Source organism: Streptomyces sp. NPDC015130, assembly GCF_043080005.1.
Taxonomy (GTDB): domain Bacteria; phylum Actinomycetota; class Actinomycetes; order Streptomycetales; family Streptomycetaceae; genus Streptomyces.
Map to the genome: position 1 here is coordinate 150,641 of NZ_JBIBVC010000001.1, position 24,509 is coordinate 175,149.

At 71.3% G+C, this 24,509-nt stretch carries 22 protein-coding genes and 1 tRNA gene; 15 read left to right on the forward strand and 8 right to left on the reverse strand.

Annotation, left to right across the window (positions count from 1 at the left end; genetic code table 11):
* Positions 1-62: 62 nt before the first annotated feature.
* Positions 63-1,529, forward strand: coding sequence for an aminopeptidase P family protein (locus tag ACF08F_RS00735; RefSeq protein WP_392296344.1), 1,467 nt, complete (start codon positions 63-65; stop codon positions 1,527-1,529).
* Positions 1,530-1,775: 246 nt separating this feature from the next.
* Here the strand turns inward: ACF08F_RS00735 and ACF08F_RS00740 are convergent, their stop codons facing one another.
* Positions 1,776-2,237 carry an ATP-binding protein gene (locus tag ACF08F_RS00740; protein ID WP_392296345.1) on the reverse strand — a complete coding sequence of 154 codons (462 nt, stop codon included), beginning with the start codon at positions 2,235-2,237 and terminating at the stop codon, positions 1,776-1,778.
* Between the two features lie 203 nt (positions 2,238-2,440).
* Between ACF08F_RS00740 and ACF08F_RS00745 the strand changes: the two genes are divergently transcribed.
* The 9 genes from ACF08F_RS00745 (at position 2,441) to ACF08F_RS00785 (ending at position 12,283) form a co-directional block, all read left to right on the forward strand.
* The gene (locus ACF08F_RS00745; RefSeq protein ID WP_392296346.1) at positions 2,441-3,214 is read left to right on the forward strand and encodes a hypothetical protein; all 774 of its coding nucleotides are present in this window, start codon (positions 2,441-2,443) and stop codon (positions 3,212-3,214) included.
* 113 nt (positions 3,215-3,327) lie between these two features.
* Complete coding sequence (locus ACF08F_RS00750) at positions 3,328-4,116, forward strand: YcnI family protein (protein ID WP_392296347.1); 789 nt, start codon at positions 3,328-3,330, stop codon at positions 4,114-4,116.
* 36 nt (positions 4,117-4,152) lie between these two features.
* Entirely contained in the window at positions 4,153-4,872 is a 720-nt protein-coding gene (locus tag ACF08F_RS00755) for an SCO family protein (protein WP_392296348.1), read from the forward strand.
* Positions 4,869-5,321 (forward strand): copper chaperone PCu(A)C, encoded by a 453-nt coding sequence (locus ACF08F_RS00760; RefSeq protein WP_392296349.1) that lies wholly within the window; start codon positions 4,869-4,871, stop codon positions 5,319-5,321. Before ACF08F_RS00755 ends, ACF08F_RS00760 begins: the two co-directional genes overlap by 4 nt.
* Before the next feature lie 24 nt (positions 5,322-5,345).
* Positions 5,346-7,346, forward strand: a complete 2,001-nt coding sequence (locus ACF08F_RS00765; RefSeq protein WP_392296350.1) for a copper resistance CopC/CopD family protein — start codon at positions 5,346-5,348, stop codon at positions 7,344-7,346.
* Between the two features lie 68 nt (positions 7,347-7,414).
* Positions 7,415-8,662 carry an iron uptake transporter deferrochelatase/peroxidase subunit gene (efeB, locus tag ACF08F_RS00770; protein ID WP_392296789.1) on the forward strand — a complete coding sequence of 416 codons (1,248 nt, stop codon included), beginning with the start codon at positions 7,415-7,417 and terminating at the stop codon, positions 8,660-8,662.
* Between the two features lie 96 nt (positions 8,663-8,758).
* Positions 8,759-9,694: a prephenate dehydratase gene (pheA, locus tag ACF08F_RS00775; RefSeq protein WP_392296351.1), complete on the forward strand. Its 936-nt coding sequence runs from the start codon at positions 8,759-8,761 to the stop codon at positions 9,692-9,694.
* A 496-nt stretch (positions 9,695-10,190) separates the two neighbouring features.
* Complete coding sequence (gene serS / locus ACF08F_RS00780) at positions 10,191-11,480, forward strand: serine--tRNA ligase (RefSeq protein WP_392296352.1); 1,290 nt, start codon at positions 10,191-10,193, stop codon at positions 11,478-11,480.
* Positions 11,477-12,283: an HAD family hydrolase gene (locus ACF08F_RS00785; RefSeq protein ID WP_392296353.1), complete on the forward strand. Its 807-nt coding sequence runs from the start codon at positions 11,477-11,479 to the stop codon at positions 12,281-12,283. The genes serS and ACF08F_RS00785 overlap by 4 nt, the downstream gene beginning before the upstream one ends.
* A gap of 113 nt (positions 12,284-12,396) precedes the next feature.
* Here the strand turns inward: ACF08F_RS00785 and ACF08F_RS00790 are convergent.
* The 3 genes from ACF08F_RS00790 to lpdA all read right to left on the reverse strand — a co-directional run bounded on the left by ACF08F_RS00790 (position 12,397) and on the right by lpdA (position 14,666).
* A tRNA-Ser gene (locus tag ACF08F_RS00790) sits at positions 12,397-12,481 on the reverse strand.
* Positions 12,482-12,564: 83 nt separating this feature from the next.
* On the reverse strand, positions 12,565-13,227 hold the full coding sequence (locus ACF08F_RS00795; RefSeq protein ID WP_392296354.1) for a rhomboid-like protein: 663 nt from the start codon (positions 13,225-13,227) through the stop codon (positions 12,565-12,567).
* A 35-nt stretch (positions 13,228-13,262) separates the two neighbouring features.
* A complete protein-coding gene (gene lpdA / locus ACF08F_RS00800) occupies positions 13,263-14,666 on the reverse strand; it encodes a dihydrolipoyl dehydrogenase (protein ID WP_392296355.1) in 1,404 nt (467 codons plus the stop codon).
* 123 nt (positions 14,667-14,789) lie between these two features.
* Between lpdA and ACF08F_RS00805 the strand changes: the two genes are divergently transcribed.
* Together ACF08F_RS00805 and ACF08F_RS00810 are read left to right on the forward strand one after the other, a co-directional pair.
* Complete coding sequence (locus ACF08F_RS00805) at positions 14,790-15,479, forward strand: FadR/GntR family transcriptional regulator (protein WP_392296356.1); 690 nt, start codon at positions 14,790-14,792, stop codon at positions 15,477-15,479.
* A 179-nt stretch (positions 15,480-15,658) separates the two neighbouring features.
* Positions 15,659-16,861, forward strand: a complete 1,203-nt coding sequence (locus ACF08F_RS00810; protein WP_392296357.1) for a CynX/NimT family MFS transporter — start codon at positions 15,659-15,661, stop codon at positions 16,859-16,861.
* 168 nt (positions 16,862-17,029) lie between these two features.
* Here the strand turns inward: ACF08F_RS00810 and ACF08F_RS00815 are convergent, their stop codons facing one another.
* Genes ACF08F_RS00815 through ACF08F_RS00830 form a run of 4 tightly spaced genes read right to left on the reverse strand, consistent with a single transcriptional unit; the run spans position 17,030 to position 20,545 of the window.
* On the reverse strand, positions 17,030-17,749 hold the full coding sequence (locus tag ACF08F_RS00815; protein WP_392296358.1) for an ABC transporter permease: 720 nt from the start codon (positions 17,747-17,749) through the stop codon (positions 17,030-17,032).
* Positions 17,750-17,763: 14 nt separating this feature from the next.
* Positions 17,764-18,675: an ABC transporter ATP-binding protein gene (locus ACF08F_RS00820; RefSeq protein WP_392296359.1), complete on the reverse strand. Its 912-nt coding sequence runs from the start codon at positions 18,673-18,675 to the stop codon at positions 17,764-17,766.
* Positions 18,672-19,583 carry an ABC transporter permease gene (locus ACF08F_RS00825; protein WP_392296360.1) on the reverse strand — a complete coding sequence of 304 codons (912 nt, stop codon included), beginning with the start codon at positions 19,581-19,583 and terminating at the stop codon, positions 18,672-18,674. The genes ACF08F_RS00820 and ACF08F_RS00825 overlap by 4 nt, the downstream gene beginning before the upstream one ends.
* Positions 19,580-20,545 (reverse strand): ABC transporter ATP-binding protein, encoded by a 966-nt coding sequence (locus tag ACF08F_RS00830; protein ID WP_392296790.1) that lies wholly within the window; start codon positions 20,543-20,545, stop codon positions 19,580-19,582. Before ACF08F_RS00830 ends, ACF08F_RS00825 begins: the two co-directional genes overlap by 4 nt.
* A 251-nt stretch (positions 20,546-20,796) precedes the next feature.
* Between ACF08F_RS00830 and ACF08F_RS00835 the strand changes: the two genes are divergently transcribed.
* The 3 genes from ACF08F_RS00835 to ACF08F_RS00845 all read left to right on the forward strand — a co-directional run bounded on the left by ACF08F_RS00835 (position 20,797) and on the right by ACF08F_RS00845 (position 24,490).
* Positions 20,797-21,642, forward strand: a complete 846-nt coding sequence (locus tag ACF08F_RS00835; RefSeq protein WP_392296361.1) for a M24 family metallopeptidase — start codon at positions 20,797-20,799, stop codon at positions 21,640-21,642.
* The gene (locus tag ACF08F_RS00840) at positions 21,642-23,480 is read left to right on the forward strand and encodes an SDR family oxidoreductase (protein WP_392296362.1); all 1,839 of its coding nucleotides are present in this window, start codon (positions 21,642-21,644) and stop codon (positions 23,478-23,480) included. Before ACF08F_RS00835 ends, ACF08F_RS00840 begins: the two co-directional genes overlap by 1 nt.
* An 80-nt stretch (positions 23,481-23,560) precedes the next feature.
* Complete coding sequence (locus tag ACF08F_RS00845) at positions 23,561-24,490, forward strand: MerR family transcriptional regulator (RefSeq protein WP_392296363.1); 930 nt, start codon at positions 23,561-23,563, stop codon at positions 24,488-24,490.
* Positions 24,491-24,509 lie beyond the last annotated feature (19 nt).

Sequence of the window (24,509 nt, forward strand, 5' to 3'; positions counted from 1 at the left end):
CCCCCTTCCGTACGACCGTACGATGGTGGGGGTTCAGTGTCGTACCAAGAGGAGGCAGACCCGTGGCCGAGGAGCTCACGCCGGAGACCCCGGAAGAGTCGACCGAAGAGCAGGCGATCAAGCAGCGGAAGAACGGCCTGTACCCGGGCGTGTCCGACGAGCTCGCCGAGAACATGAAGTCCGGCTGGGCCGACACCGAGCTGCGTGACCTCGCGCCGATCGCGCAGGCCGACAAGACGGCCGCGCGCCGCGCCGCGCTGTCCGCCCGCTTCCCGGGCGAGCGCCTGGTGGTCCCCGCCGGAAACCTGAAGACCCGGTCGAACGACACCGAGTACAGCTTCCGCGCCTCCACCGAGTACGCGTACCTCACCGGCGACCAGACGCAGGACGGCGTCCTCGTCCTGGAGCCCGTCGCCGCGGGTGGCCACGAGGCGACGATCTACCTGCTGCCGCGCTCCGACCGCGAGAACGGCGAGTTCTGGCTCGACGGCCAGGGCGAGCTGTGGGTCGGCCGCCGTCACTCCCTCACCGAGGCCGAGCAGCTCCTCGGCGTCCCCGCGAAGGACGTCCGCGAGCTCGCCGCCCACCTGAAGGAGGCCACCGGCTCCGTCCGCGCCGTCCGCGGCCACGACGCCGGCATCGAGGCGGCGCTGACCGACAAGGTCACCGCCGAGCGCGACGAGGAACTGCGCGTCTACCTCTCCGAGGCCCGCCTGATCAAGGACGACTTCGAGGTCGCCGAGCTCCGGAAGGCCTGCGAGGCCACCGCCCGCGGCTTCGAGGACGTCGTCAAGGTCCTCGACAAGGCCGAGGCCACCAGCGAGCGCTACATCGAGGGCACGTTCTTCCTGCGCGCCCGCGTCGAGGGCAACGACATCGGCTACGGCTCCATCTGCGCCGCCGGCCCGCACGCCACCACCCTCCACTGGGTGCGCAACGACGGCGACGTCCGCTCCGGCGACCTGCTGCTGCTCGACGCCGGCGTGGAGACCAACGAGCTCTACACCGCGGACATCACCCGCACCCTGCCGATCAACGGCCGGTACACCGAGCTCCAGCGCAAGATCTACGACGCCGTGTACGAGGCGCAGGAGGCCGGCATCGCCGCGGTGAAGCCCGGCGCCGCCTACCGCGACTTCCACGACGCCGCCCAGCGCGTCCTCGCCGAGAAGCTCGTCGAGTGGGGCCTCGTCGAGGGCCCGGTCGAGCGCGTCCTGGAGCTGGGCCTCCAGCGCCGCTGGACCCTGCACGGCACCGGCCACATGCTCGGTATGGACGTCCACGACTGCGCCGCCGCGCGCACCGAGGCGTACGTCGACACGACCCTCGCGCCGGGCATGTGCCTGACCGTCGAGCCGGGTCTGTACTTCCAGGCCGACGACCTGACCGTGCCGGAGGAGTACCGCGGCATCGGCGTCCGGATCGAGGACGACATCCTCGTCACCGAGGACGGCAACGTGAACCTCTCGGACGCGCTGCCGCGCCGCTCCGAAGAGGTCGAGGCGTGGATGGCCGGCCTGAAGGGCTGACCTCCGCGATCACGCGTACGTTGGAGACGAAGGGCCCCCGCCGACCGACCGGCGGGGGCCCTTCCCCGTACGCGTACGTCCTCGTACGGCAGTCCTTGTACGGCTGACCTCGCACGTCCTGCCCTTGTACGGCTGACCTCGCAGGTCCTGCCCTTGTACGGCTGACCTCGCACGTCCTGTCCTTGTACGGCTTGTCCTCGCACGTCTTGTCCTCGTACGGCTGCCAGGCGCACGTCCGTCCCCGGCTCAGACCATCAGGAGCGAGGGCCCGTCCTTCCACTTGAGGATCTTGTCGAAGCTGACGACCGCGCCGCCCCGGCCCGAGCGGTTGCCGAACTGCACGTGGTCCGCGAGCTCCTCGATCAGCCGCAGCCCCCGGCCGTGCTCGGCGTCGTCCGAGGGGGCCGTCGGCGCCGAGGCCGTCTCGGCACCGGGGAAGCCCGGGCCCGAGTCCGCCACCTCGATACGACAGGTCTCGCCGTCCAGGTAGGCCGTCACCCGATACGCCCTGCCCGTCCCGCCTGTCCCGCCGTCGACGTCACCGCCGTGCTCGACCGCGTTCGCACAGGCCTCGGTCAGCGCGACCGACAGCTCGTACGACACGTCCGGATCGACCCCCGCGGTCTCCATCGTGCCCAGCAGAAGCCGGCGGGCCAGCGGCACGCTCGCGGCCTCGCGCCGCAGATGGAGTGACCACCAGATGCTCATGCTCCAGCCTCCCGGCAGCGGCTCGACATACCGATACCTATTGCCGGACGGAACCCTTCGTAAGCCCCCGAAGGCGACAAGAGCGCTCGTTCGGCGGATGCACCCGCCGGGACGCCGGTGTATGTCACCCCGAAGACGCCCAAGAACGACCTTACGGACCTGCCTCATGACGGGCCTGCCCCTGGTGCGATGATGGGCCCGCCATGACTGCCCCCGCGCTCGCTCCACGGCTGCTGAGGGCCGCGGTGTTCACCGCGGTCTGCGTCGTGCTGTCCGCGCTGGGACACGCCCTCGCCGCCTGTGCGGGGATCGCCCTGTGGACCATCGTCGCCGGCTTCCTCGGCGTCTTCGGGGTCACCGTCCTCTTCACCGGACGCGACCGCTCCCTCGCCTTCGTCGTCGGCGCCCTCGCGGGCGGGCAGCTCGGCCTGCACACCCTCTTCAGCCTGGGTCAGCGCCCCCTCGCGCTGAGCCCCACGGCCGACGACGCGCTCGTGCGGATGGCCGCCAAGCTGGTCTGCGGCGCGGGCGCCGGGGCCATCAGCCCCGCCGACGCCGCCCGGATCGTCGGCGACGCCGGACTCACCCCGGCCACCGCCCACGGCCACCTGGCGCACGCGGCGGCCCCGGCCCCCGGGCTGCTGCCCGGACTGCCCATGCTCCTCGGCCATCTGCTCGCGGCACTCGCCGCGGGCTGGCTGCTGCGCCGCGGCGACCGGGCCCTGGTCCGGCTCGTCCAGCTCTCCGAGCAGGGCGCGACGGAGCTCGCCGAGTGCGCCCTCGTGCGCTCCCTGCGGGCCGCCCTCCGTCTCGTACGGGGCCTGCTCGCCGGACTGCCGGCGAGCCCGCACGCGGGAGCGCTGCTGTCCGCCCGTACGGCCTTCGACTCCTCGCCGCCGCCCGTGTTCGAGGCGCTCGAGGACACGGTGATCAGGCGCGGCCCGCCGGCCGCCGCCGACTGCGTCCTCGCAGCCTGACGCGGACCGCTCACCAGGAGCGGCGCCGCGTGCGCCCGCGCGCCTCGACCGGGGTACCTCCCCTCGGCGCGCCGGGTCCCGCCGTCCTCCTCAGAGCCGGAGTGTCCTCTGCCATGACCGTTTCCGTTTCCGCCTCCCGTGTCGCCCTCGCCGGTGGCATCGCGCTCTCCTCCGTCGTGCTGCTGTCCGGCACGGCCTTCGCGCACGTCAGCGTGCAGCCGCAGGGCGAGGCCGCCAAGGGTGGCTACGCCACCGTCAACATCAAGGTCCCGAACGAGCGGGACAACGCCTCCACCGTGAAGCTGGAGGTCAACTTCCCGCTCGACCACCCGCTCGCCTCCGTCATGCCGCAGCCCGTCCCCGGCTGGAAGGCCGAGGTGACGAAGAGCAAGCTCAGCAAGCCGCTGGAGCTGCACGGCAAGAAGATCAACGAGGCCGTGTCCAAGGTGACGTGGACCGCCGACGGCTCGAAGATCGGCCCCGGTCAGTTCCAGCAGTTCCCGCTCTCGCTGGGTCAGCTGCCCGAGGACACCGACCAGCTCGTGCTCAAGGCCATCCAGACGTACGACAACAAGGAGATCGTGCGCTGGATCGAGGAGGCGAAGGAGGGCGCGGACGAGCCGCAGAACCCGGCTCCCGTCCTGAAGCTCTCCGCCGCGAGCGAGGACCACCACGGCGCCGCCACCGCTCCCTCGGCCTCGGCGTCGACATCCGCCTCCGCCTCCGCTTCCGGGGACGCGAAGACCGGGCACGACGACAAGTCCGGCGACCACGAGGAGAAGACGGCCGCCGCCGCTTCCTCCTCCGACACCACGGCCCGGATCCTCGGCGTCATCGGCATCCTCGTCGGCATCGCCGGCGTCGCCTTCGGCGTCCTCGCCGGCCGCCGCCGCTCGGCCTGACGGCCCGCACCCTCACCTGAGAACCGAAAGAACCACATGTCTGAAGAGAAGACGTCCGGGGCGGGCACGGCCCGTCCCGGACGGCGCACCCCGCTGATCGTGGCCGCGGTCGCGATCGTCGCCGCGCTCGGCATCACCGCGGCCGTCGGCCTCGGCGGGAACGACGACAAGACCCCCGGCACCGGCTCCGGCTCGATCGCCGAGGTCTCCGGCGCCGAGGACTCCACCAAGGCCGCCACCGTGCTCGACCGGCCGTTCACCAAGCCCTCGCTCGTCCTCACGGACACCAAGGGCCAGAAGTACGACCTGCGCGAGCGGACCAAGGGCAAGCCGACACTCGTCTACTTCGGCTACACGCACTGCCCCGACGTCTGCCCCATGACGATGAGCAACATCGCCATCGCCAAGAAGCAGCTCCCCAAGGCCGACCAGGACAAGCTCCAGGTCGTCTTCGTCACCACCGACCCCGAGCGTGACACCTCGGCCGAGCTCGCCAAGTGGCTGCCCGCCGCCGGCGACTCCACCTTCACCGGTCTCACCGGCGACTTCTCCGCCATCCAGGCGGGCGCCCGCTCGATCGGCATCGGGATCGACCCGCCCAAGAAGGAGGGCGACAAGGTCATCTCCATGCACGGCGCCCAGGTCATCGCCTTCTCGCCCACCACCGACCAGGGCTACGTCCTGTACGGCGAGGACACGACCGTCGAGGAGTACGCCAAGGACCTGCCGAAGCTCATCAAGGGGGAGAACCCGTGAACCGCCGCACCACCGCCCTGACCGCCGCCGTCGCCCTCGCCGGCGCACTCGCGCTGACCGGGTGCTCGTCCGACAGCGACAAGCCCGAGCTGAAGGTCAGCGGCGCCTTCATGCCGCAGCCGGTGATGGACATGGCCGGCGGCTTCCTCACCATCACCAACGGCGGCGGAACCGCGGACAAGCTCACCTCCGTCACCAGCCCCATCTCGGACGACGTCACGATCCACGAGACGAAGGACCAGAAGATGGTGGAGGTGAAGTCCTTCGACATCCCCGCGAACGGGGAGCTGAAGCTCGAACGCGGTGGCAACCACATCATGTTCATGGAGCTGAAGACGAAGCCCAAGCAGGGCGAGAAGGTCAGCATCGAGCTCCACTTCGAGAAGTCCGGCCCCATCAAGGTCGACGTTCCCGTCGAGGCAGCCAACCACAACCCGCAGCAGCACTGAGCTCGTTGACGGAGTGACACAGAGATGACAACCACCGCCCCGCGCCTCGGTACCGCCGTGGCCCGGCTGCTGATCCTCGCGGCCGCGCTGCTCGGCACGCTGCTGGCCGGCGCCGCCCCCGCCTCCGCGCACGCGGCGCTCACCGCGAGCGACCCGAGGGACGGGGCGGTGGTCGCCACCGCTCCCAAGGAGGTCAACCTGACCTTCTCCGAACAGGTGGCCATGAGCGCCGACTCGATCCGGGTCCTCGACCCGGCGGGCCGGCGGGCCGACACCGGCGAGATGCGCGACCTGTGCAGCGGTTCCGTCGTCCGGTACGGAGTCGGGCTCCGCGCCGGGCTGCCGGACGGCACGTACACCGTGGCCTGGCAGACGGTCTCCGCCGACAGCCACCCGATCGCCGGTGCCTTCACCTTCTCCATCGGTGCTCCTTCCACCACCTCCGTCGCGCTGCCCGAGCCGAACGCGGGCGGCGGAGTCGTCGGCGCCCTCTACGGCATCGCGCGCTACCTCTCGTACGCCTCCTTCGCCGTCCTCGTCGGCGGCGGCGCCTTCGTCCTGGTGTGCTGGCCGCGCGGGGCGGGCGTCCGCCCGGTCCAGCGGACCGTGGTCCGGGCGTGGCTGACCCTCACGGTCGCCACCCTGGCGATGCTCCTCCTCCGCAACCCGTACACCGGCTCGGGCGAGCTCTCCGACGCCTTCGACCTGGCGGGCCTGAAGTCCGTCCTGGAGACCAAGACCGGGGCCGCGCTCACCTCCCGTCTGCTGCTGCTCGGCGCCGCGGCGCTCTTCGTCGCGGTCCTCTTCGGCTCCTACGCCCACCGCACCGATCCGAAGGAGCGGAAGGACCTCGCGTTCGGACTCGGTCTCGGCGGCACCGTCGTCGCCGCCGGCATCGCCGGCACCTGGGCGCTGGCCGAGCACGCCTCGACCGGCATCCAGCCCGGCATCGCCATGCCCGTCGACATCCTTCACCTGCTGGCCGTCGCCGCCTGGCTCGGCGGACTCACGGTGCTGCTGGTCGCCCTCTACCGGGCCCCCTCCGTCGAGCGCTCGGCGGTGGAACGCTTCTCGAAGGTCGCCTTCGGCTCCGTTCTCGTCCTCGCGGCCACCGGCGTCTACCAGTCCTGGCGCCAGGTCGGCTCCTGGTCCGCCCTGACCGACACCCGCTACGGGCAGCTGCTGCTGGTCAAGCTCGGCCTGCTGGCCGTGCTCCTCGGCATCGCCTGGATATCGCGCCGCTGGACCCAGCGCCTCGCCGACCCGACCCCCTCCGCGGCGGACCCCGCCACGGAGGAGGGTGCGACGACGGACGACGAGCCCGACGGGGAAGCAGAGCAGGAGGCAGAGGCGGAGAAGGCCGTCGCCCTCGTCGGCGCCGCTTCCGAGCCCGCCGAATCCGAGAGCGCATCCGCGCCCGAGACCGATCCGGAGACCCAGCCCGACCCCGAGCGGGCCGCTCAGCTCGCCCGGCAGCGCGCCGCCGTCGCCACCGCCCGCCGCAAGCGGGAGCGGGACGCCGACCCCGAGCGGACCGGTCTTCGCCGCTCGGTGCTGACCGAGGCCGCCGTCGCCGTGGTCCTCCTCGCCGTGACCACCGTCCTCACCTCCACCGAGCCCGGCCGCACCGAGGAGGAGGCCGGCCGGACCGGATCCACCGCCGGCTCGGCCGCCGTGCCCGACCGGCCCGTCGACATCCGGCTGCCCTTCGACACCGGCGGCGTCGAGGGCAAGGGCGTCGTCCGTCTCAGCCTCGACCCCGGCCGCACCGGCGCCAACGCTCTCCACCTCTTCGTCGAGCGCCCGAACGGCAAACCTCTGGACGTCCCCGAGATCAAGGTCGCCTTCACCCTGGAGGCCAAGGACGTCGGCCCCCTGCCCGTCGCCCCCGACCGCATCCAGACCGGACACTGGACCGCGAGCGGCGTCCAGATCCCGATGCCCGGCGAGTGGAAGATCCAGGTGACCGTCCGCACCTCCGACATCGACCAGACCACCATCGACAAGAACGTGAAGATCGGCTGACCCTCGTGACCGAGCACGACAACAGCGGCACCAGCGAAAGCAGCGACAGCGGCCGCAACAGCACCCCTGTGGACATCTCCCGACGGCGCCTGCTCGGCACCGTCGGCGCGGCGGGCGCGGCCGGACTCGTCATCGGCGCCGCCGGCGGCGTCGGGGTCTCCTCGGCGGTCTCGGGCGACGGGACCACCGGCGGCGCCGGCGGTCCGCAGGCCCTGACCTCCGTCGGCGCGACCGAGGTGATGTTTCACGGGAAACATCAGGCCGGCATCACCGACCCCCTCCAGTCCCGCGGCCATCTGATCGCCTTCGACCTCGCACCGGGAGCCGGTCGCAAGGAGGCCATGGCCCTGCTGCGCCGCTGGTCGGCCACGGCGAAGGTGCTGATGGCGGGGAAGGCCCCGGCCGAGGACACGGGCATCGCGCTCGACGCGGGCCCCTCCTCGCTGACGGTCACCTTCGGCTTCGGCCGTACGTTCTTCGACCGCACCGGGCTGGTCTCGCGCCGCCCGGCGCAGCTCGACCCGCTGCCCGCCTTCTCCTCCGACGCCCTCGACCCCCGGCGGTCCGAGGGCGACCTGTGGGTGCAGATCGGCGCCGACGACGCGCTCGTCGCCTTCCACGCGCTGCGGGCCGTCCAGAAGGACGCCGGCGACGCGGCCCGGGTGCGCTGGCAGATGAACGGCTTCAACCGCTCGGCCGGTGCCACCGCCAAGCCGATGACCGCCCGCAACCTCATGGGTCAGGTCGACGGCACGGGCAATCCGAAGCCCACGGAGCCCGACTTCGATCGGCGGATCTTCGTCCCGGCCGGGGCCACCGGGGCCCAGGAGTGGATGGCCGGCGGCTCCTACGCGGTGGTGCGGCGGATCCGCATGCTGCTCGACGACTGGGACAAGCTCCCGATCGACCGGCAGGAGCAGGTGATCGGCCGCCGGAAGTCCGACGGCGCACCGCTCACCGGCGGCAGCGAGACGACCGAGCTCGACCTGGACAAGTTCGGCACGGACGGCAAGCCGGTCATCGCCGACAACGCCCACTCCCGGATCTCCGCCCCCGAACAGAACGGCGGGGCGGCGATGCTCCGCAGGCCCTTCTCCTTCCACGACGGGATCGGCCCGGACGGGACACCGGACGCCGGGCTGCTCTTCATCTGCTGGCAGGCCGATCCGCTCCGGGGCTTCGTCCCGGTGCAGCGCAAGCTCGACCGGGGCGATGCGCTGTCGGCGTTCATCCGGCACGAGTCCAGCGGCCTCTTCGCCGTCCCGGGCGGCCCGGCCGCGGGCGAGTACGTGGGCCAGCGGCTCCTGGAGGCGTAACGGCCCGGAAGACCGCCCGCGATCTCGTGCGAGATGCCGTTCGAGATGTCGTTCGAGCAGGCGGCCCGCGCGCCCGGCGACCATTAGGGTGACGGTATGTCCGCCACCCGGTTCACGTATCTCGGCCCCGAAGGCACCTTCACGGAGGCCGCGCTGCGTACGCTGCCCGAGGCCGCGACCCGGGAGCTCGTCCCGATGGTCTCGGTCCCGGCCGCGCTCGACGCCGTACGGAACGGGGAGGCCGCCGCCGCGCTCGTACCGATCGAGAACTCGGTCGAGGGCGGGGTGACCGCGACGCTGGACGAGCTGGCCTCCGGCGAACCGCTGATGATCTACCGCGAGGTGCTGCTGCCGATCGCCTTCGCGCTGCTCGTGCGGCCCGGGACGAAGCTCTCGGAGATCAAGACGGTCACCGGCCACCCCGTGGCCCAACCGCAGGTGAGGAACTGGCTGCGGGCACACCTGCCCGACGCCCTGTGGGAGTCGGCCGCTTCGAACGCGGACGGGGCCCGGCTGGTCCAGGAGGGCCGCTTCGACGCCGCCTTCGCGGGAGAGTTCGCCGCGGCGACGTACGGGCTCGAGCCGCTGGTCACGGAGATCCACGACGCGGAGAACGCCGAGACGCGGTTCGTGCTCGTGGGCCGGCCGGCCCGCCCGTCCGCGCCGACCGGCGCGGACAAGACCTCGGTGGTGCTGTGGCTGGGTGACGATCATCCGGGTGCCCTCCTCGAACTGCTCCAGGAATTCGCGGTGCGCGGGGTGAACCTGATGCTGATCCAGTCCCGGCCCACGGGGGCGGGGATCGGGAACTACTGCTTCGCCGTGGACGCCGAGGGCCATATCTCGGACCGCCGGGTGGGCGAGGCGCTGATGGGGCTCAAGCGGATCTGCCCCAACGTGCGCTTCCTCGGCTCGTACCCGAGGGCGGGTGTCGCGGTCGAGGACGTGTCGGCGCTGCGGCGCGGGACTTCGGACGTGGAGTTCACTGAGGCCTCCGACTGGCTGGCGAGGGCCCAGGACGGTCGGGCCTGACCCGATAGTGACCGATCGCTCCCACTGGCGGGGGCGGTCGTCCACAGGCACGAACAACTAGTCCTACCTGCATACTTTTCAGTTACCCACAGAGGTTATCCACAGGGTGCGCCTCGACCTGGGGACAAGTCGACATCGCATTCCGACATGGTCGACAAATCACCCCGGTCACCCGCCCGTACCACCCCGGCCCCGCCCTGGTCGTCCACAGCACACCGATGACGCGTCCGTCACCGCGTTTCCCAGGATCAACTCTTTGGAGCGAGCAATTCCCACCCGAATGAGTGGTCGAATGACGTTTGATCACGGAATTGCCAGGTTCGCGGTGCGGAATCCCCATGATCTTCCCCGTAGTCCACAGAACTTCCGCACAGCCTGTGGATAAGTGAATCCGGCGACCGGTGATTCTCTTTTCCCGAAGTGGCAATTCGGGCAAAACAACACGCGCGACCTTATCCGGTGGGGGCACGCAAGCGGGCACCGGTAGCCTGGTGGGGTGATTGACCTTCGCCTGCTCCGTGAGGACCCCGACCGTGTTCGCGCCTCCCAGCGCGCCCGTGGAGAGGACGTCGCGCTCGTCGACGCCCTGCTCTCCGCCGATGAGCGGCGCAGGTCGTCCGGCGTCCGCTTCGACGAGCTCCGATCCGAGCAGAAGTCGCTCGGAAAGCTGATCCCCAGGGCCACGCCCGAGGAGCGCGCCGAGCTCCTGCAGAAGGCGGAGCAGCTCAAGATCGACGTCAAGGCCGCCGAGGCCGAACAGAACGAGGCCGACGAGACGGCCAAGCGGCTCCTGCTCCAGCTCGGGAACATCGTCCACACGGACGTCCCGGTCGGCGGCGAGGAGGACTTCGTCGTCCTGGAGACGCACGGCACCATCCGCGACTTCGCGGCCGAGGGCTTCGAGCCCAAGGACCACCTGGAACTGGGCGAGGCGCTCGGCGCCATCGACGTCGAGCGGGGCGCCAAGGTCTCCGGCTCGCGCTTCTACTACCTGACCGGCGTGGGCGCCCTCCTGGAGCTCGCCCTGGTCAACGCGGCGATCGCCCAGGCCACCGAGGCCGGCTTCATCCCGATGCTGACCCCGGCGCTGGTCCGCCCGCGCGCCATGGAGGGCACCGGCTTCCTCGGCCAGGCCTCGGAGAACGTGTACCACCTGGAGAAGGACGACTACTACCTCGTCGGCACCTCCGAGGTCCCCCTCGCCGCGTACCACATGGACGAGATCATCGACGCCGACAAGCTGCCCCTGCGGTACGCGGGCTTCTCGCCCTGCTTCCGCCGCGAGGCCGGCACGTACGGCAAGGACACCCGCGGCATCTTCCGCGTCCACCAGTTCGACAAGGTCGAGATGTTCTCGTACGTCGCGCCCGAGGACGCGGAGAACGAGCACAAGCGGCTCCTGGAGTGGGAGAAGCAGTGGCTGACGGGCCTGGAGCTGCCGTTCCAGGTCATCGACGTCGCCACCGGTGACCTCGGCGCCTCCGCCTCCCGCAAGTTCGACTGCGAGGCGTGGATCCCGACCCAGGGCAAGTACCGCGAGCTCACCTCCGCCTCGAACTGCGACAGCTTCCAGGCCCGTCGCCTCTCCGTCCGCATGCGCGACGAGCAGGGCGGCAAGAAGACCGTGCAGCCGCTGGCCACCCTGAACGGCACGCTGTGCGCCGTACCGCGCACGATCGTGGCGATCCTGGAGAACCACCAGCTGGCCGACGGCTCGGTGCGGGTGCCCGAGGTCCTGCGGCCCTACCTGGGCGGGCGCGAGGTCCTGGAGCCGATCGCCAAGTGAGCCGCTTCCCCTACCGCCTGGTGGCGACGGACCTCGACGGCACGCTGCTGCGCGCCGACGAGTCCGTCTCCGGCCGCACGCGGGACGCGCTCGCCGCCGTGACCGAGGCGGGCGCGGCGCACATCGTCGTCACCGGCCGGGCGGTGCCCTGGACGCGGCACATCCTCGACGACCTCGGCTACGAGGGGATCGCGGTGTGCGGGCAGGGCGCGCAGGTGTACCACGCCGGTGAGCACCGGCTGCTGACCTCGCTGACCCTGGACCGGCAGCTCGCCGGACTCGCCCTCTCCAAGATCGAGGCGGAGGTCGGCCCGCTGTCGCTGGCCGCCAGCCGCGACGGCCTGGAGGGCGAGGTCCTGATGGGCCCCGGCTACCGGGCCCAGGAGGGGCCCCTGCCGTACGTGCCGTACGAGGACCCGGCGGAGCTGTGGGCGGCGCCGCTGACCAAGCTCTACATCCAGCACCCGGCGCTGAGCGACGACGAGCTGACGCGGATCGCCCGTGAGACGGTCGGCGGGCTCGTGGACGTCGTCATGGCGGGTCCGGGGATCGTGGAGATCCTCCCGCTCGGTCTGAGCAAGGCGACGGGACTCTCCCTGGCCGCCCGCCGGCTGGGTGTGAAGGCCGCGGACACGATCGCCTTCGGCGACATGCCGAACGACATCCCGATGTTCGCCTGGGCGGCACACGGAGTGGCGATGGGCAACGCGCACGAGGAGCTGCGGGCGGTGGCGGACGAGGTGACGACCTCCAACGAGGAGGACGGCATCGCGGTCGTGCTGGAGCGTCTGCTGTCGGCCTGACGCCCCGACAGGCGCCACAGGACAGAAGGCAGCCGGCAGCCGGCAGACGGCAGCCGGCAGAAGTGAAGGCCACCCCTCGGGGTGGCCTTCGTCGTACTCGGCGTCGGACTCTGCGGAGGGTGCGCGGATCGAACGCGCGCGGGGTTTCCCCCGACTACGGCTTAGCAAGCCGCTGCCTTACCACTCGGCCAACCCTCCGGGAGGGAGCGGCCCGCACGGACCAGGTCCGCGCGCTCGAAGCGGCCGCTCCCTACGGGGGATCCCCCGTGCCCCCCGTACAACTAGTGTGCGCCGGGCCCTTGTTCGGGTGCGACCGATTTTTCTCCCCGGGTCAGCGGATAGCAGGCGAGGCCGATCACCAGCGAGACCGCGTGGCCGAGGTCGGTGTACGTCCGGTCGGTGGCGAGCGGGACGACGAAGAACGCGATCACGGCGGCGAGATAGAGCCAGCGCCAGGGGCGCGGCAGCCGGTAGGTCAGGATCCCGGCCGAGGCGGCGAGGCCGTAACTGACGCCGATGTCCACGACGTGCGCCATGCTGCGCGGCACGTCGTGGAGCCGGATGGCGACCAGGACGACCTGCTGACTGATCAAGGTGGCCGCGATGTGGGCCGTCGCGACGGTGAAGAGCCATTTCTCGGTGCCGAGCCAGCGTTCCACGGGCGCGTGCAGGACCTCGAAGAGCACCGCGTACAGCAGGAGGTCGGCGGGGTTCTCGATCCAGAACGCGCTGCCGAGCAGCGCCCGCACCGGGTGGTGCGAGAGCTGGTGGAGATTGCTGCTGTTGCGGTGGAGGAGATACGTCTCCAGACCGTCGGGCGAGAGCGCGATGACGAGGCTGGTGATCGCGATGACCGCCAGCCACACATGCGTACCGGGTGACGAACGCACCCACGACCTGATCGGCCGGGACGGTTCGCCACCCGGAGAGGTTTTGCTCGGCACCTCTCAGTGCCTATCACCCCAAGCTGGGAGAAACCTCAGAAATTGATCATGTGTCCGGCAATGCCGTGGATCGCTTCCTTCACGGCCTCGCCCAGCGTCGGGTGCGCGTGGACGTTCCGGGCGACCTCGTGGACGGTGAGGTCCCACTGCTGGGCCAGGGTCAGCTCGGGCAGCAGCTCGGTGACGTCGGGGCCGATGAGGTGAGCGCCGATGATCTCGCCGTGCGTGCCGTCAGCGATGATCTTGACGAAGCCCGTGGCGTCGCCGAGACCGTGCGCCTTGCCGTTCGCCACGAAGGGGAACTTGGCGACCTTGACGTCGTAGCCCTTCTCGCGGGCCTGCGCCTCGGTCCAGCCGAAGCTGGCGATCTGCGGCTGGCAGTAGGTCGCGCGGGGGATCATCGGGTAGTCGAGCTCCATCGTCTCGGCGTCCCCGATGGTCTCGGCCGCGATGACGCCCATGGCCTCGGCGGTGTGCGCGAGCATCAGCTTCGCGGTGACGTCACCGATCGCGTAGATGTGCGGCACGGAGGTGCGGCAGCGGCCGTCGACGTCGATCGCGCCGCGCTCGGTCAGCGCGACACCGGTGGCCTCCAGGCCGTAGCCGGTGACGTTCGGGGCGAAGCCGATGGCCTGGAGGACCTTGTCGGCCTCCAGGACCTTCTGGGCCCCGTCCTTGCCGGTGACGGTGACGCGGACCTGCGGGCCGGACTCGTCGATGGTCTCGACGCGGGTGGAGGTGAGGACGTCGATGCCGAGCTTGCGGTACTGCTTCGCCAGCTCCTTGGAGACCTCCTCGTCCTCCAGCGGGGCGATCCGGTCGAGGAACTCGACGATCGTGACCTTGGTGCCGTAGTTGTTCAGCACGTACGCGAACTCGATGCCGATCGCGCCGGCGCCGGCGATGACGATCGACTTCGGGGCGTCCTCGGCGAGGATCTGCTGCTCGTACGAGACGACGCGGTCGCTGAGGGCGGTGCCCGGCAGCAGGCGCGGGGTGGCGCCGGTCGCGATGATGCAGTTGTCGAAGGTGATCGTCTCCGAGGTGCCGTCGGACTTGGCCACCTGGAGGGTGTTCGCGTCGAGGAAGGTGCCCCGGCCGTTGAACTCGGTGATCCCGTTCTTCTTCATGAGGAAGTGGACGCCCTTGACCCGGCCGTCCGCGACGGAGCGGCTGCGGCGGAAGGCGTCGCCGTAGTCGAAGGTGACGGTGCCGTCGACCTTGATGCCGAAGGTCTTCGCCTCGTGGTTGAAGATGTGGGCGAGTTCGGCGTTGCGCAGCAGCGCCTTGGTGGGGATGCAGCCGACGTTCAGGCAGACACCGCCCCAGTACTTCTCCTCGACGACCGCGACCCGCTTGCCCAGCTGGGCGGCGCGGATGGCGGCGACGTAGCCGCCGGGGCCAGCTCCGAGTACGACGACGTCGAAGCGGTCTGACATGACTGACTCCCGAGGGTGGTGAGGGTGTTCGGTCCGCGTACGGGCCCACAGTAGTCCCGTGTTCCCCACAGGGTCAGTTGTAGGATGACTGGGCAACCGGGCGAATGGAGAGGTCGGAACGACATGGCACTCAAGGCGGCGGGGCGGACCTCGCTGGTGGACTCCGTCGTGGAGCAACTGCGGGCGCAGCTCACGGAAGGGGAGTGGGCGGTCGGCGACCGCATTCCCACCGAGCACGAGCTCGCCCAGCAGCTCGGCGTGGGCCGCAACACCGTCCGCGAGGCGGTCCGGGTCCTCGTCCACGCCGGCCTCCTGGAGTCCCGGCAGGGCAACGGCACCTTCGTCAGGTCGACCACCGACCCCGCCGCCGTGCTGCGTGGGGTGCGCCACGCGGGCGCGGCCGACGTCCTCGAACTGCGGGTCGCCCTGGAGGCGGAGGCCGCCCGGCTCGCGGCGGTACGCCGGGACACCCACGACCTGCTGCGGCTGCGGGCGGCCCTGACCACCCTGCGGGAGGAGGGCGACCGGGACGCCGACGCCGACCTCGCCTTCCATCTGGCGGTCGTGGGAGCGACGCACAACGCGACCTTCGTCGAGGTCTACCGCTTCTTCTCCGCGCAGGTGCACGAGGTGCTGGTGGAGGCGCTCGGCGACCAGGAGATGCCTCCCGTCGACATCGACGCGCACGAGGCCCTCGTGGAGGCGGTCGAGGCGGGCGACCCGGAGGCGGCGGAGCGCCAGGCGCGGGAGCTGCTGCGGGTCCCGATGGAGACGGTCGCGGCCCTGACCGACGGGGCGGGCCGGGACCGGTGAGTACCGAGATACGGACGGCGGACGCCACCCAGGGCGGGGGCGCAGGCGCCGAGCTCGATGCCGGGGCCGTTACCGTGGCCGATGCCGGGGTCGGAGCCGTTGTCGGGGTCGGAGCCGTTGTCGGGGGAGAGGCCGGGGGCCGGGCCGGGGCCGGGGTCCTGCGGGTGGCTGCCGGAGCCGTGTCCGCCCCACCCCGGTGGCGGGCGCGGCTCGCGCACCCGGCGGTGCTCCTGGTCGGGATCGTGCTGGCCTCGCTGAACATGCGGGTCGCCCTGGCGAGCGTGGCGCCCCTGGTCGGCGAGATCTCCGCCGCCTTCGGGCTCTCCTCGACGGCGACCTCGCTCGTCACCTCGGTCCCGGTCCTGTTCCTCGGGGCCGGCGCGCTGGTCGCTCCGTGGCTGGGGCGCCGCTTCGGCGCCGAACGGGTGCTGTTCGCCGCGCTGGTGCTGCTCGGCGTCGGGATCCTCGCGCGCGTGCTGCCGTCGGTGTACGCGCTGTACGGCGGCGGGATCCTCGTCGGCACGGCGATCGCCCTGCTGAACGTCCTGATGCCGGGGCTGATCAAGCGGGACTTCCCGGACCGGGCCGCGGCGATGACCTCCGTCTACACGGGCGCGCTGATCGCGGGCGCGACGGTTGCGGCGGCCGCCTCGGTGCCGCTGGAGGAGGCCCTCGGCGGCTGGGAGGCCTCGCTCGGCTTCTGGTCGCTGCTCGCCGGGATCGCGGCGCTCGCCTGGCTTCCGCAGGTGCTGATCGCCCAGAGCCGTGCGGGGCACGCGGTACGGGCCGTCCAGGCCGGCGGCGCCCGCCCGGTGAGCGTCTGGCGCTCGCCGCTGGCCTGGCAGGTGACCCTCTTCATGGGCGGCCAGTCGCTCTGGTCGTACGTCCTGATCGCCTGGATGCCGACGATCTTCACCGACCACGGGATGAGCCGCTCCACGGCGGGGGTGATCTTCGCCTTCAACACCCTGACCCAGATCGTCGGCGCCTTCGCGGTGCCGCTCCTCGCGGGCCGGATGCGGAGTCAGCGCCCGCTGATCGTCCTGGTCACGACGCTGGTCGCGGCCGGTTACGCCGGTCTGCTCGTCGCTCCGGCGGAGGGCGCCTGGCTCTGGGCGGCGCTGCTCGGCGTCGGCCAGGGCGGCGCGCTCGGCCTGGCCCTGACCCTGATCGTGCTGCGCTCGGGGGACGCGGTCACCGCGTCGAGGCTGTCGGGGATGGCCCAGACGGTCGGCTATCTGCTCGCCGCGGCGGGCCCGCTGGCCGCCGGAGCCCTGCACCAGGCCTCCGGCTCCTGGACCCTGCCGATCTCGCTCGTCCTGGGCGTCTGCGCCGCCTCGCTCGCCGTGGGTCTGCTCGCGGCCCGCGACCGCACGGTCTGAGCGCCGCGCCGGATCCCGCCGCGGGCCGGTCGGCCGCACGGCCCGCGGCCGGACGGATGGGGGGCGTTGGGCGGGTGGGGGGTGGCGGTACGGCTCCGGGTGGGCCTCCCGGAGCCGGGGCGACGACCCTCGGAGCCGTACCGCCGCTGTGTCGTCCCGGTCCTGGGCCTACTCCTCGCCCGCCAGGGTCAGCTTCCGCAGCTTGTGGCCGGCGAACCAGGTCGCCGCGACCGTGACCGCGGCGAGGAGGACGGTCGCCGTGGTCAGCCCGACCTCGGAGTCGATCAGGCCGTCGCCGGTGACCTTCTCCGCCAGCGCGAGCGACCACTGCTGGACGCTCAGGGTCTTCGCGCCGGAGATCAGGGAGCCGAAGAGGGTCTCCCAGACCAGGGCGTACACGAGGCCGATGACCACCGCGTGCCGGCTGATAGTGCCGAGCAGCAGGAAGATCGCGCTGTAGGCGATGGAGGCCACCAGGGCCGCCACCGTGTACGCCACCGCGACCTGCTGGCCGTTGCCGTTGAGGACGTAGCCGGCGATCAGCGTCGGCACCGCCGAGAAGACCATGGTGACGGCGATCGCCACGATGAGCTTGGTGAAGATGATCGTGGGCCGCTTCACCGGCTTGGACAGCAGGTAGACGATCGAGCCGTCGTCGATCTCCGGCCCTATCGCGCCCGTGCCGGCGATCACACCGATCAGCGGCACCATCGTCGCCAGCGCGAAGCCGCCCAGGACGTCGGCGGCGACCTGGTCGTCCGCGCCGTTGAAGGCGCGCACCGCCACGGCGATGAGCACCAGCATCGCCGGCAGGAGGAAGAGGATCAGCGCGCGCCGGCGGCCGAGCAGGCCCCGGTAGGTGAGCCGGGCGACTGTGGGGTTGTACATCGGTCAGGCTCCTTTCAGGCCGCGACGAGGTACGAGAAGACCGATTCGAGGGACTCGTCCGAGGGCGAGACCGTCAGGAGGCGGATGCCCCGGTCCTTCGCGACCTTGGGGAGCAGCTCCGTGAACCGCCCGAAGTCCACCGCCTGGACGCGCAGTCCGCCCTCCGCGTGGTCGACCTCGATCCCCGCCGTGGACGGGTCGGCGATCAGCGCGGCGGCCAGCGCCCGGTCGTCGCTGGAGCGGACCAGGTAGCGGTGCGGCCGGTCCGTCATGAGCCGGCGGATCTTGCGGAAGTCACCGGAGGCCGCGTGCCGTCCGGCCACGATCACCTCGATGTGGGAGGCGAGCTGCTCGACCTCCTCCAGGATGTGCGAGGAGAAGAGGACCGTGCGGCCCTCCGTGCCCATCCGCCGCAGCAGGTCCATCAGCTGCATGCGCTGGCGCGGGTCCATACCGTTGAACGGCTCGTCCAGGAGGAGCACGGACGGCTGGTGCACGAGGGCCGAGGCCATCTTCACGCGCTGCCGCATGCCCTTGCTGTACGTGGAGATCTTGCGGTCCTGGGCGTACTCCATCTCGACCGTGGCCAGGGCCTCCTGGGCCTCCTTGGCGCCGAGGCCCTGCAGTTCCGCGTTGGCCACGACGAACTCGCGACCGGTGAGGAAGTCGTACATCGCCTCCCGCTCGGGGACGACACCGATCTGGCGGTAGACGGACTCGTTCCCCCAGATCTTCTGGCCGTCGAGCGTGACGCTGCCCGTGGAGGGGTCGAGGAAGCCGCCCATCATGTTGATCAGGGTGGACTTCCCGGCGCCGTTGGGCCCGAGGAGGCCGGTGACGCCCGGGCCCACCGACATCGTGACGTCGTTCACGGCCACGACGTTTCCGAACCAGCGGGAGACGTGGTCGATGTGGAGGGTTGTCACAGCCCGACCTTTCGGTAGCGGCGCATCAGGATGCCGTACGAGCCGGCGATGAGCGCGAGGACGACCAGCAGGTAGACCGCGCCGACTCCGGCGCCCGGGCCCCCACCGTCGGGGAAGGCACTGGGCGCGCCGAGGAAGGCGGTCTGCAGACCGTCGATGAGGGTCATCGGCGAGAAGAGGCCGAGCCACTGGATGGCGCCCTGGTTGTCCGTGGCCCAGGCGATGCCCATGAGGGTGTTCACCGCTCCGTAGGAGACGGTCAGGACGGCGATGACGGCGGCGACGCCGAAGCCTCGGCGCGGCGTGAGGGCCGCCATGACGAGGCCTATGCCGCCGAAGAGCAGCGAGAGCATGGTCACGGAGACGAGACCCTGGCCGAACATCTTGGTCTGCTCGGCGAAGTCCAGCTTGGCGAGCAGCGAGCCGATCCAGAGGATCAGCAGCGGCGAGGCGGTGAGGACGAAGAGCGCCGAGGCCATCGCGCCGAACTTGGCGAGGACGTAGTCCGCGCGCTCGATCGGGCGGGAGAAGTACAGCGGCACGGTCCTGAACCGGAGGTCCCGGGAGACGGACTGGGGCGCCTGCGAGGCCAGGTAGATGCTGATGACGACCTGGAGGTAGATCGCGTACTCGGTGTACTCGATCGAGAGCTTGGACTGCTTCGCGACCACGGCGACGGCGACGATGATCAGCGCCGGGACGCACATCACCGCGAAGAGCAGCATCGGCAGCACCTTCGACTTGGCGCTGCGGCCGAGGCCGTAGGCACCGCGGAGGGACTGCGAGAAGAGCGACCGGCGCGCGTAGGCCCGGCCGAGGCGGGGGCCGTCGTAGGACCGGTAGCCGATGTTGTGGATCTGCGTCGTGTCGGGAGCGGCCTGGGAGGGGTGGGGCATCTGGGTGCTCATCGGGCCGGCACCTCCTCGTGCTGCGGGGGCGTCTCGGGCCGGAAGACCTCGGCGATGTGGTGGCGGCGCTGCTCCATGCGGACGAGACCGAGGCCGAGACCGGCGACGGTGTCCCGCACGAGGTCGTACGTCTCCTCGCCGGCCGCCTCCAGGAGCAGGATGTGGCCGGCGCCCGGCAGGCCGTCCTCCACGCCCGGGTGGATCACGACACCTGCTTCGGCGAGGGCCTCGCGGAGCGCGCCCGTGCCGTCGGGGTGGGTGTCGGAGTCGGTGACCTCGACCGCGAGCGTCGTGGTGGTCCGGGTGAAGTCGCTGGTGGAGCTGGAGCGGAGCAGCCGGCCGCCGTCGATGACGACGACGTGGTCGCAGGTGCGCTCCAGCTCGCCGAGGAGGTGCGAGGTCACGAGGACGGAGATGCCGAAGTCGGTCCAGACGCGGCGGATCAGGCCGAGCATCTCGTCGCGGCCGACCGGGTCGAGACCGTTGGTCGGCTCGTCGAGGAGGACCAGCTTCGGGTCGTGGACGAGGGCCTGCGCGAGCTTCACCCGCTGCTTCATGCCCGTCGAGTAGCCGCCCATGGGGCGGTACCGCTCCTCGTACAGGCCGACGTGGCGGAGGGTGTCCGCGGTCCGCTCCCGGGCGGCGGTCGCGGGAAGTCCCGACATCCGCGCCATGTGGACGACGAACTCGGTGGCCGAGACGTCCGGGGGCAGGCAGTCGTGCTCCGGCATGTAGCCGACCTGCTCGCGGATGCGCGCGCCGGAGGTGCTGACGTCGAGGCCGAGCACCTCGGCGCGGCCCTCCGTGGCGGGTGCGAGTCCGAGCAGGATCTTGATCATGGTGGACTTGCCGGCTCCGTTGGCACCCACCAGTCCGGTCACACCGGGCCCGATGTCCAGGGAGAGCCGGTCGAGCGCGGTCACCCGGGGGAACCGCTTGCTGAGGCTTTCGGTCGCGATCACAGTCACGCATACGACCGTAGTGGTGTGCGCCACAGCGGTCGTCAGCCCAACGGCTCGATCCTTCTCCGACCATAGGAGTACAAGCCCGTAAGGGAGTCGCGACAAAAGTCTTTTTCCACAGGCTCCGGCGCGGGCTTTTCCACAGGCCCGCGTCCGACCTCTTGACTCAGCCGCTGGTCATTGTCACATTCATCGGTGTCAAGTTACGGACGCGTAGTGCGATCGGGCGCTCACACGGGACGGCGGATGGCATGGGCTCAGCAGTGACAGGCGAACTCTCCGCGGAGCTACGGGGGTTCAGAGAAGTGCAGCGGCTCGCGTACGAGTGCGCGGAAGCCGTCGCGGCGCAGCTCAAGCCGGGCGTGACCGAGCGCGAGGCCGCCCGGATGCAGCGGGAGTGGCTGTACGAGCGGGGGGTTCGGGACTGGTTCCACCGGCCGTTCGCCTGGTTCGGGGACCGCACGGCCTTCGTCGACTTCAAGATCCCCCTGCAGTTCTTCCCGACGAACCGCCGCCTGGAGGCGGGGATGCCGTTCATCCTCGACATGGCGCCGGTCTACAAGGGCCGCACGGCCGACATCGGCTACAGCGGCTGCCTGGGCCTCGACCCGCTGCACGACAAGCTGCTCGCCGATCTCCGCGACCACCGCGAGCTGATCCTGCGCGAGGTCCGCGAGCGCCGCACACTGCGCGAGATATACGAGGACGTGGACCGCCTCATGGTCCGCCAGGGATATGCGAACCGGCATCGGGCCTATCCCTTCGGCGTCATCGCCCACAAGATCGACAGGGTGAAGCAGCGCCGCTGGTCGCCGACGCTCTTCGGCTTCGGCACGCAGGCGCTCAAGGGCCTGGCGAGCGACGCGATCCACGGCCACCGGGACGGGTGGTCGCCGCTCTGGTCGCCGTACACGTTCTCCGACCACCCGCCCGTGCCCGGGCTGTGGGCGGTCGAGCCGCACCTCGGATTCCGGGGGACGGGCGCCAAGTTCGAGGAGATCCTCGTGGTCACCGACTCGAAGGATCCCGAGCAGAGCGCTTTCTGGCTGGACGACGATCTGCCGCACGTGCGGCGTTGGAACGAGGGGGCGGTCTGATGGCAGGGCTCAGGGGCGTGGTGTCCGCGGGCGCGGGGAAGAGCGCGGGGCTCGACGGCGCGCGGGAGCGCTGGGTCCGCACCGGCGGGATCGAGCTGTGCGTCGCCGAGCTCGGCGACACGGACCGGCCGACCGTGGTGCTCGTGCACGGCTACCCGGACTCCAAGGAGATCTGGACGGAGGTCGCGGCCCGGCTCGCCGGGGAGTTCCACGTGGTGCTGTACGACGTCCGGGGCCACGGCCGGTCGACGGCACCGGCACCGCTGCGCGGCGGCTTCACGCTGGAGAAGCTGACGGACGACTTCCTCGCGGTCGCCGACGCCGTCAGCCCCGACCGGCCGGTCCATCTCGTCGGCCACGACTGGGGCTCGGTGCAGTCCTGGGAGTTCGCCACCGTCCCGCGCACCGAGGGGCGGATAGCGTCCTTCACGTCGATGTCGGGGCCGAGCCTCGACCACTTCGGGCATTGGATCAAGCGGCGGATGAACAGGCCCACCCCGCGCCGGGTCGGGCAGCTCCTCGGCCAGGGCGCCAAGTCCTGGTACGTGTACATGCTGCACACGCCCGTGCTGCCGGAGCTCGCCTGGCGCGGGCCGCTCGGCAAGCGCTGGCCGAAGATCCTGGAGCGGGTCGAGAAGGTCCCCGCCGGCGACTACCCGACGCCCTCGCTGCCGAGCGACGCGGCACACGGCGCCTGGCTCTACCGGGACAACGTCCGGTCCCGGCTCGGCCGGCCGCGCCCCGACGCGTACGCGCACGTGCCCGTGCAGCTGATCACGCCGACCGGTGACGCCTTCCTCTCCGAGCGGCTCTACGACGACCTGGGCTCCTGGGTGCCGGACCTGACCCGGCGCACCCTGCCCGCCAAGCACTGGGTGCCGCTCACCCGGCCGGACCAGCTGTCCGCCTGGATCGCCGACTTCGTCCGGGCCAACGAGGAACCGGCGGCCCCGGGTCCGCTCCGGGCAGCAGCGACGACTTCGGCGAAGGGCGGTGTGAAGCCGGAGTACGCCGAGCGGTTCGGCGGGCAGCTGGTCCTGGTGACCGGGGCCGCCAGCGGCATCGGTCGGGCCACCGCCTTCGCGTTCGCCGAGGCCGGCGCCCGGGTCGTGGCCGTGGACCGGGACGCCGAGGGCGCGGGCCGTACGGCCGAGATGGCTCGGCTGATCGGCGCGCCCGAGGCCTGGGGCGAGGCCGTCGACGTCTCCGACGAGCAGGCGATGGAGAAGCTGGCCGCGAAGGTGGCGAGCGAGTACGGGATCGTCGACGTGCTGGTCAACAACGCGGGCATCGGGCTCACCGGCTCCTTCTTCGAGACGACGAGCGAGGAGTGGAAGCGGGTCCTGGACGTCAATCTGTGGGGCGTGATCCACGGGTGCCGGATCTTCGGCGCGCAGATGACCGCGCGCGGCCAAGGCGGGCACATCGTGAACACCGCGTCCGCGGCGGCCTTCCAGCCCTCCCGGGCCCTGCCCGCGTACAGCACGTCGAAGGCCGCCGTGCTGATGCTCAGCGAGTGCCTGCGTGCCGAACTGGCGGACCAGGGCATCGGGGTGTCCGCGATCTGCCCCGGCATCGTCAACACCAACATCACCGCGACCACGCGGTTCGCGGGGGTCACCGACGCGGCGGAGGAGAACCGGCGCCAGAAGAAGGCGTCCCGGCTCTACGGCCTGCGGAACTACCCGCCGGAGAAGGTCGCGGACGCGATCCTGGGGGCGGTGCTGCACGACCGGGCGGTCGTTCCGGTGACGCCCGAGGCCCGGGGCATCCACGCCCTGTCCCGGCTGAGCCCCGGCGCCCTGCGGGCGTTCGCCCGCTGGCAGCCGCCCGCGTAGCGGGGCCGGGCGGTCGTACGATCCCTCCCAGGAGGGGCCCCGCTGCGACGGGGTGCGGGAAGCGGGCGGTGGGAGCGGGTTTGTCCGAGCAGTCAGCACAGCCGGAGTACCGGATCGAGGACCTCGCGCATCACAGCGGCGCCACGGTCCGGACGATCCGCGCCTACCAGGACCGCGGCCTGCTGCCCCGCCCTGAGCGGCGCGGCAGGTCGAACGTGTACGGGGACGCGCACCTCGCCCGGCTGCGCCAGATCGCCGACCTCCTCGACCGCGGCTACACCCTGGCCTCGATCAAGGAGCTCCTGGAGGCCTGGGACACCGGCCGGGGCCTCGGCGGGGTGCTCGGTCTGGTCGCGGAGGTCCACGGGCCGTGGACGGACGAGGAGGCGGCCCGGATCTCCCGCGCGGAGCTGGACGCCCGCTTCGGCGGCACTCCGGACGAGGACGCCATCCGGGAGGCCGTCGAGCTCGGCGTGCTGGAGCGGCTGCCGGACCGGGAGGCCGAGGAGTACCTCGTACCGAGTCCGCAAGAGCTGGCCGTGGCCGTCGAGTTGTACGCGGCCGGGGTACCGCTCCCGGCAATCACCGGGCACCTGCGGGAGCTTCGCGACCAGGTCGAACACATAGCCTCCCGTTTCCTGGAGTTCACGACCGAGCACGTCTTCGCTCGCTATCTGGAGCACCGGCCGCCGACGGACGCGGACGCGGCCGAGGCGGCGACGATGGTGCGCCGGCTCCGTCCGCTCGCGCAGCAGACGGTCGATGCCGAACTCGCTCGGGCGATGCGCCTGTTGGCGACCCGCCACCTCCAGCTCCATCTGTCCCCCGACGCCCCGCCGACGAAGGACTCCGAGCCCCGCTCGGTGACCCTTCCGGCCGACACGATTCGCGCCGTGCAGAGCCTGGTCGGCGCGGACGGCGTCGCGGCCTTCGTCACCGCCGCGACAGAACGAGAAGTCAACAAAAGGACATTGGACTCTCTCGCGTCAAATGGGCGCATTACCGGCTAAATATGCCAACTCGCTCGAA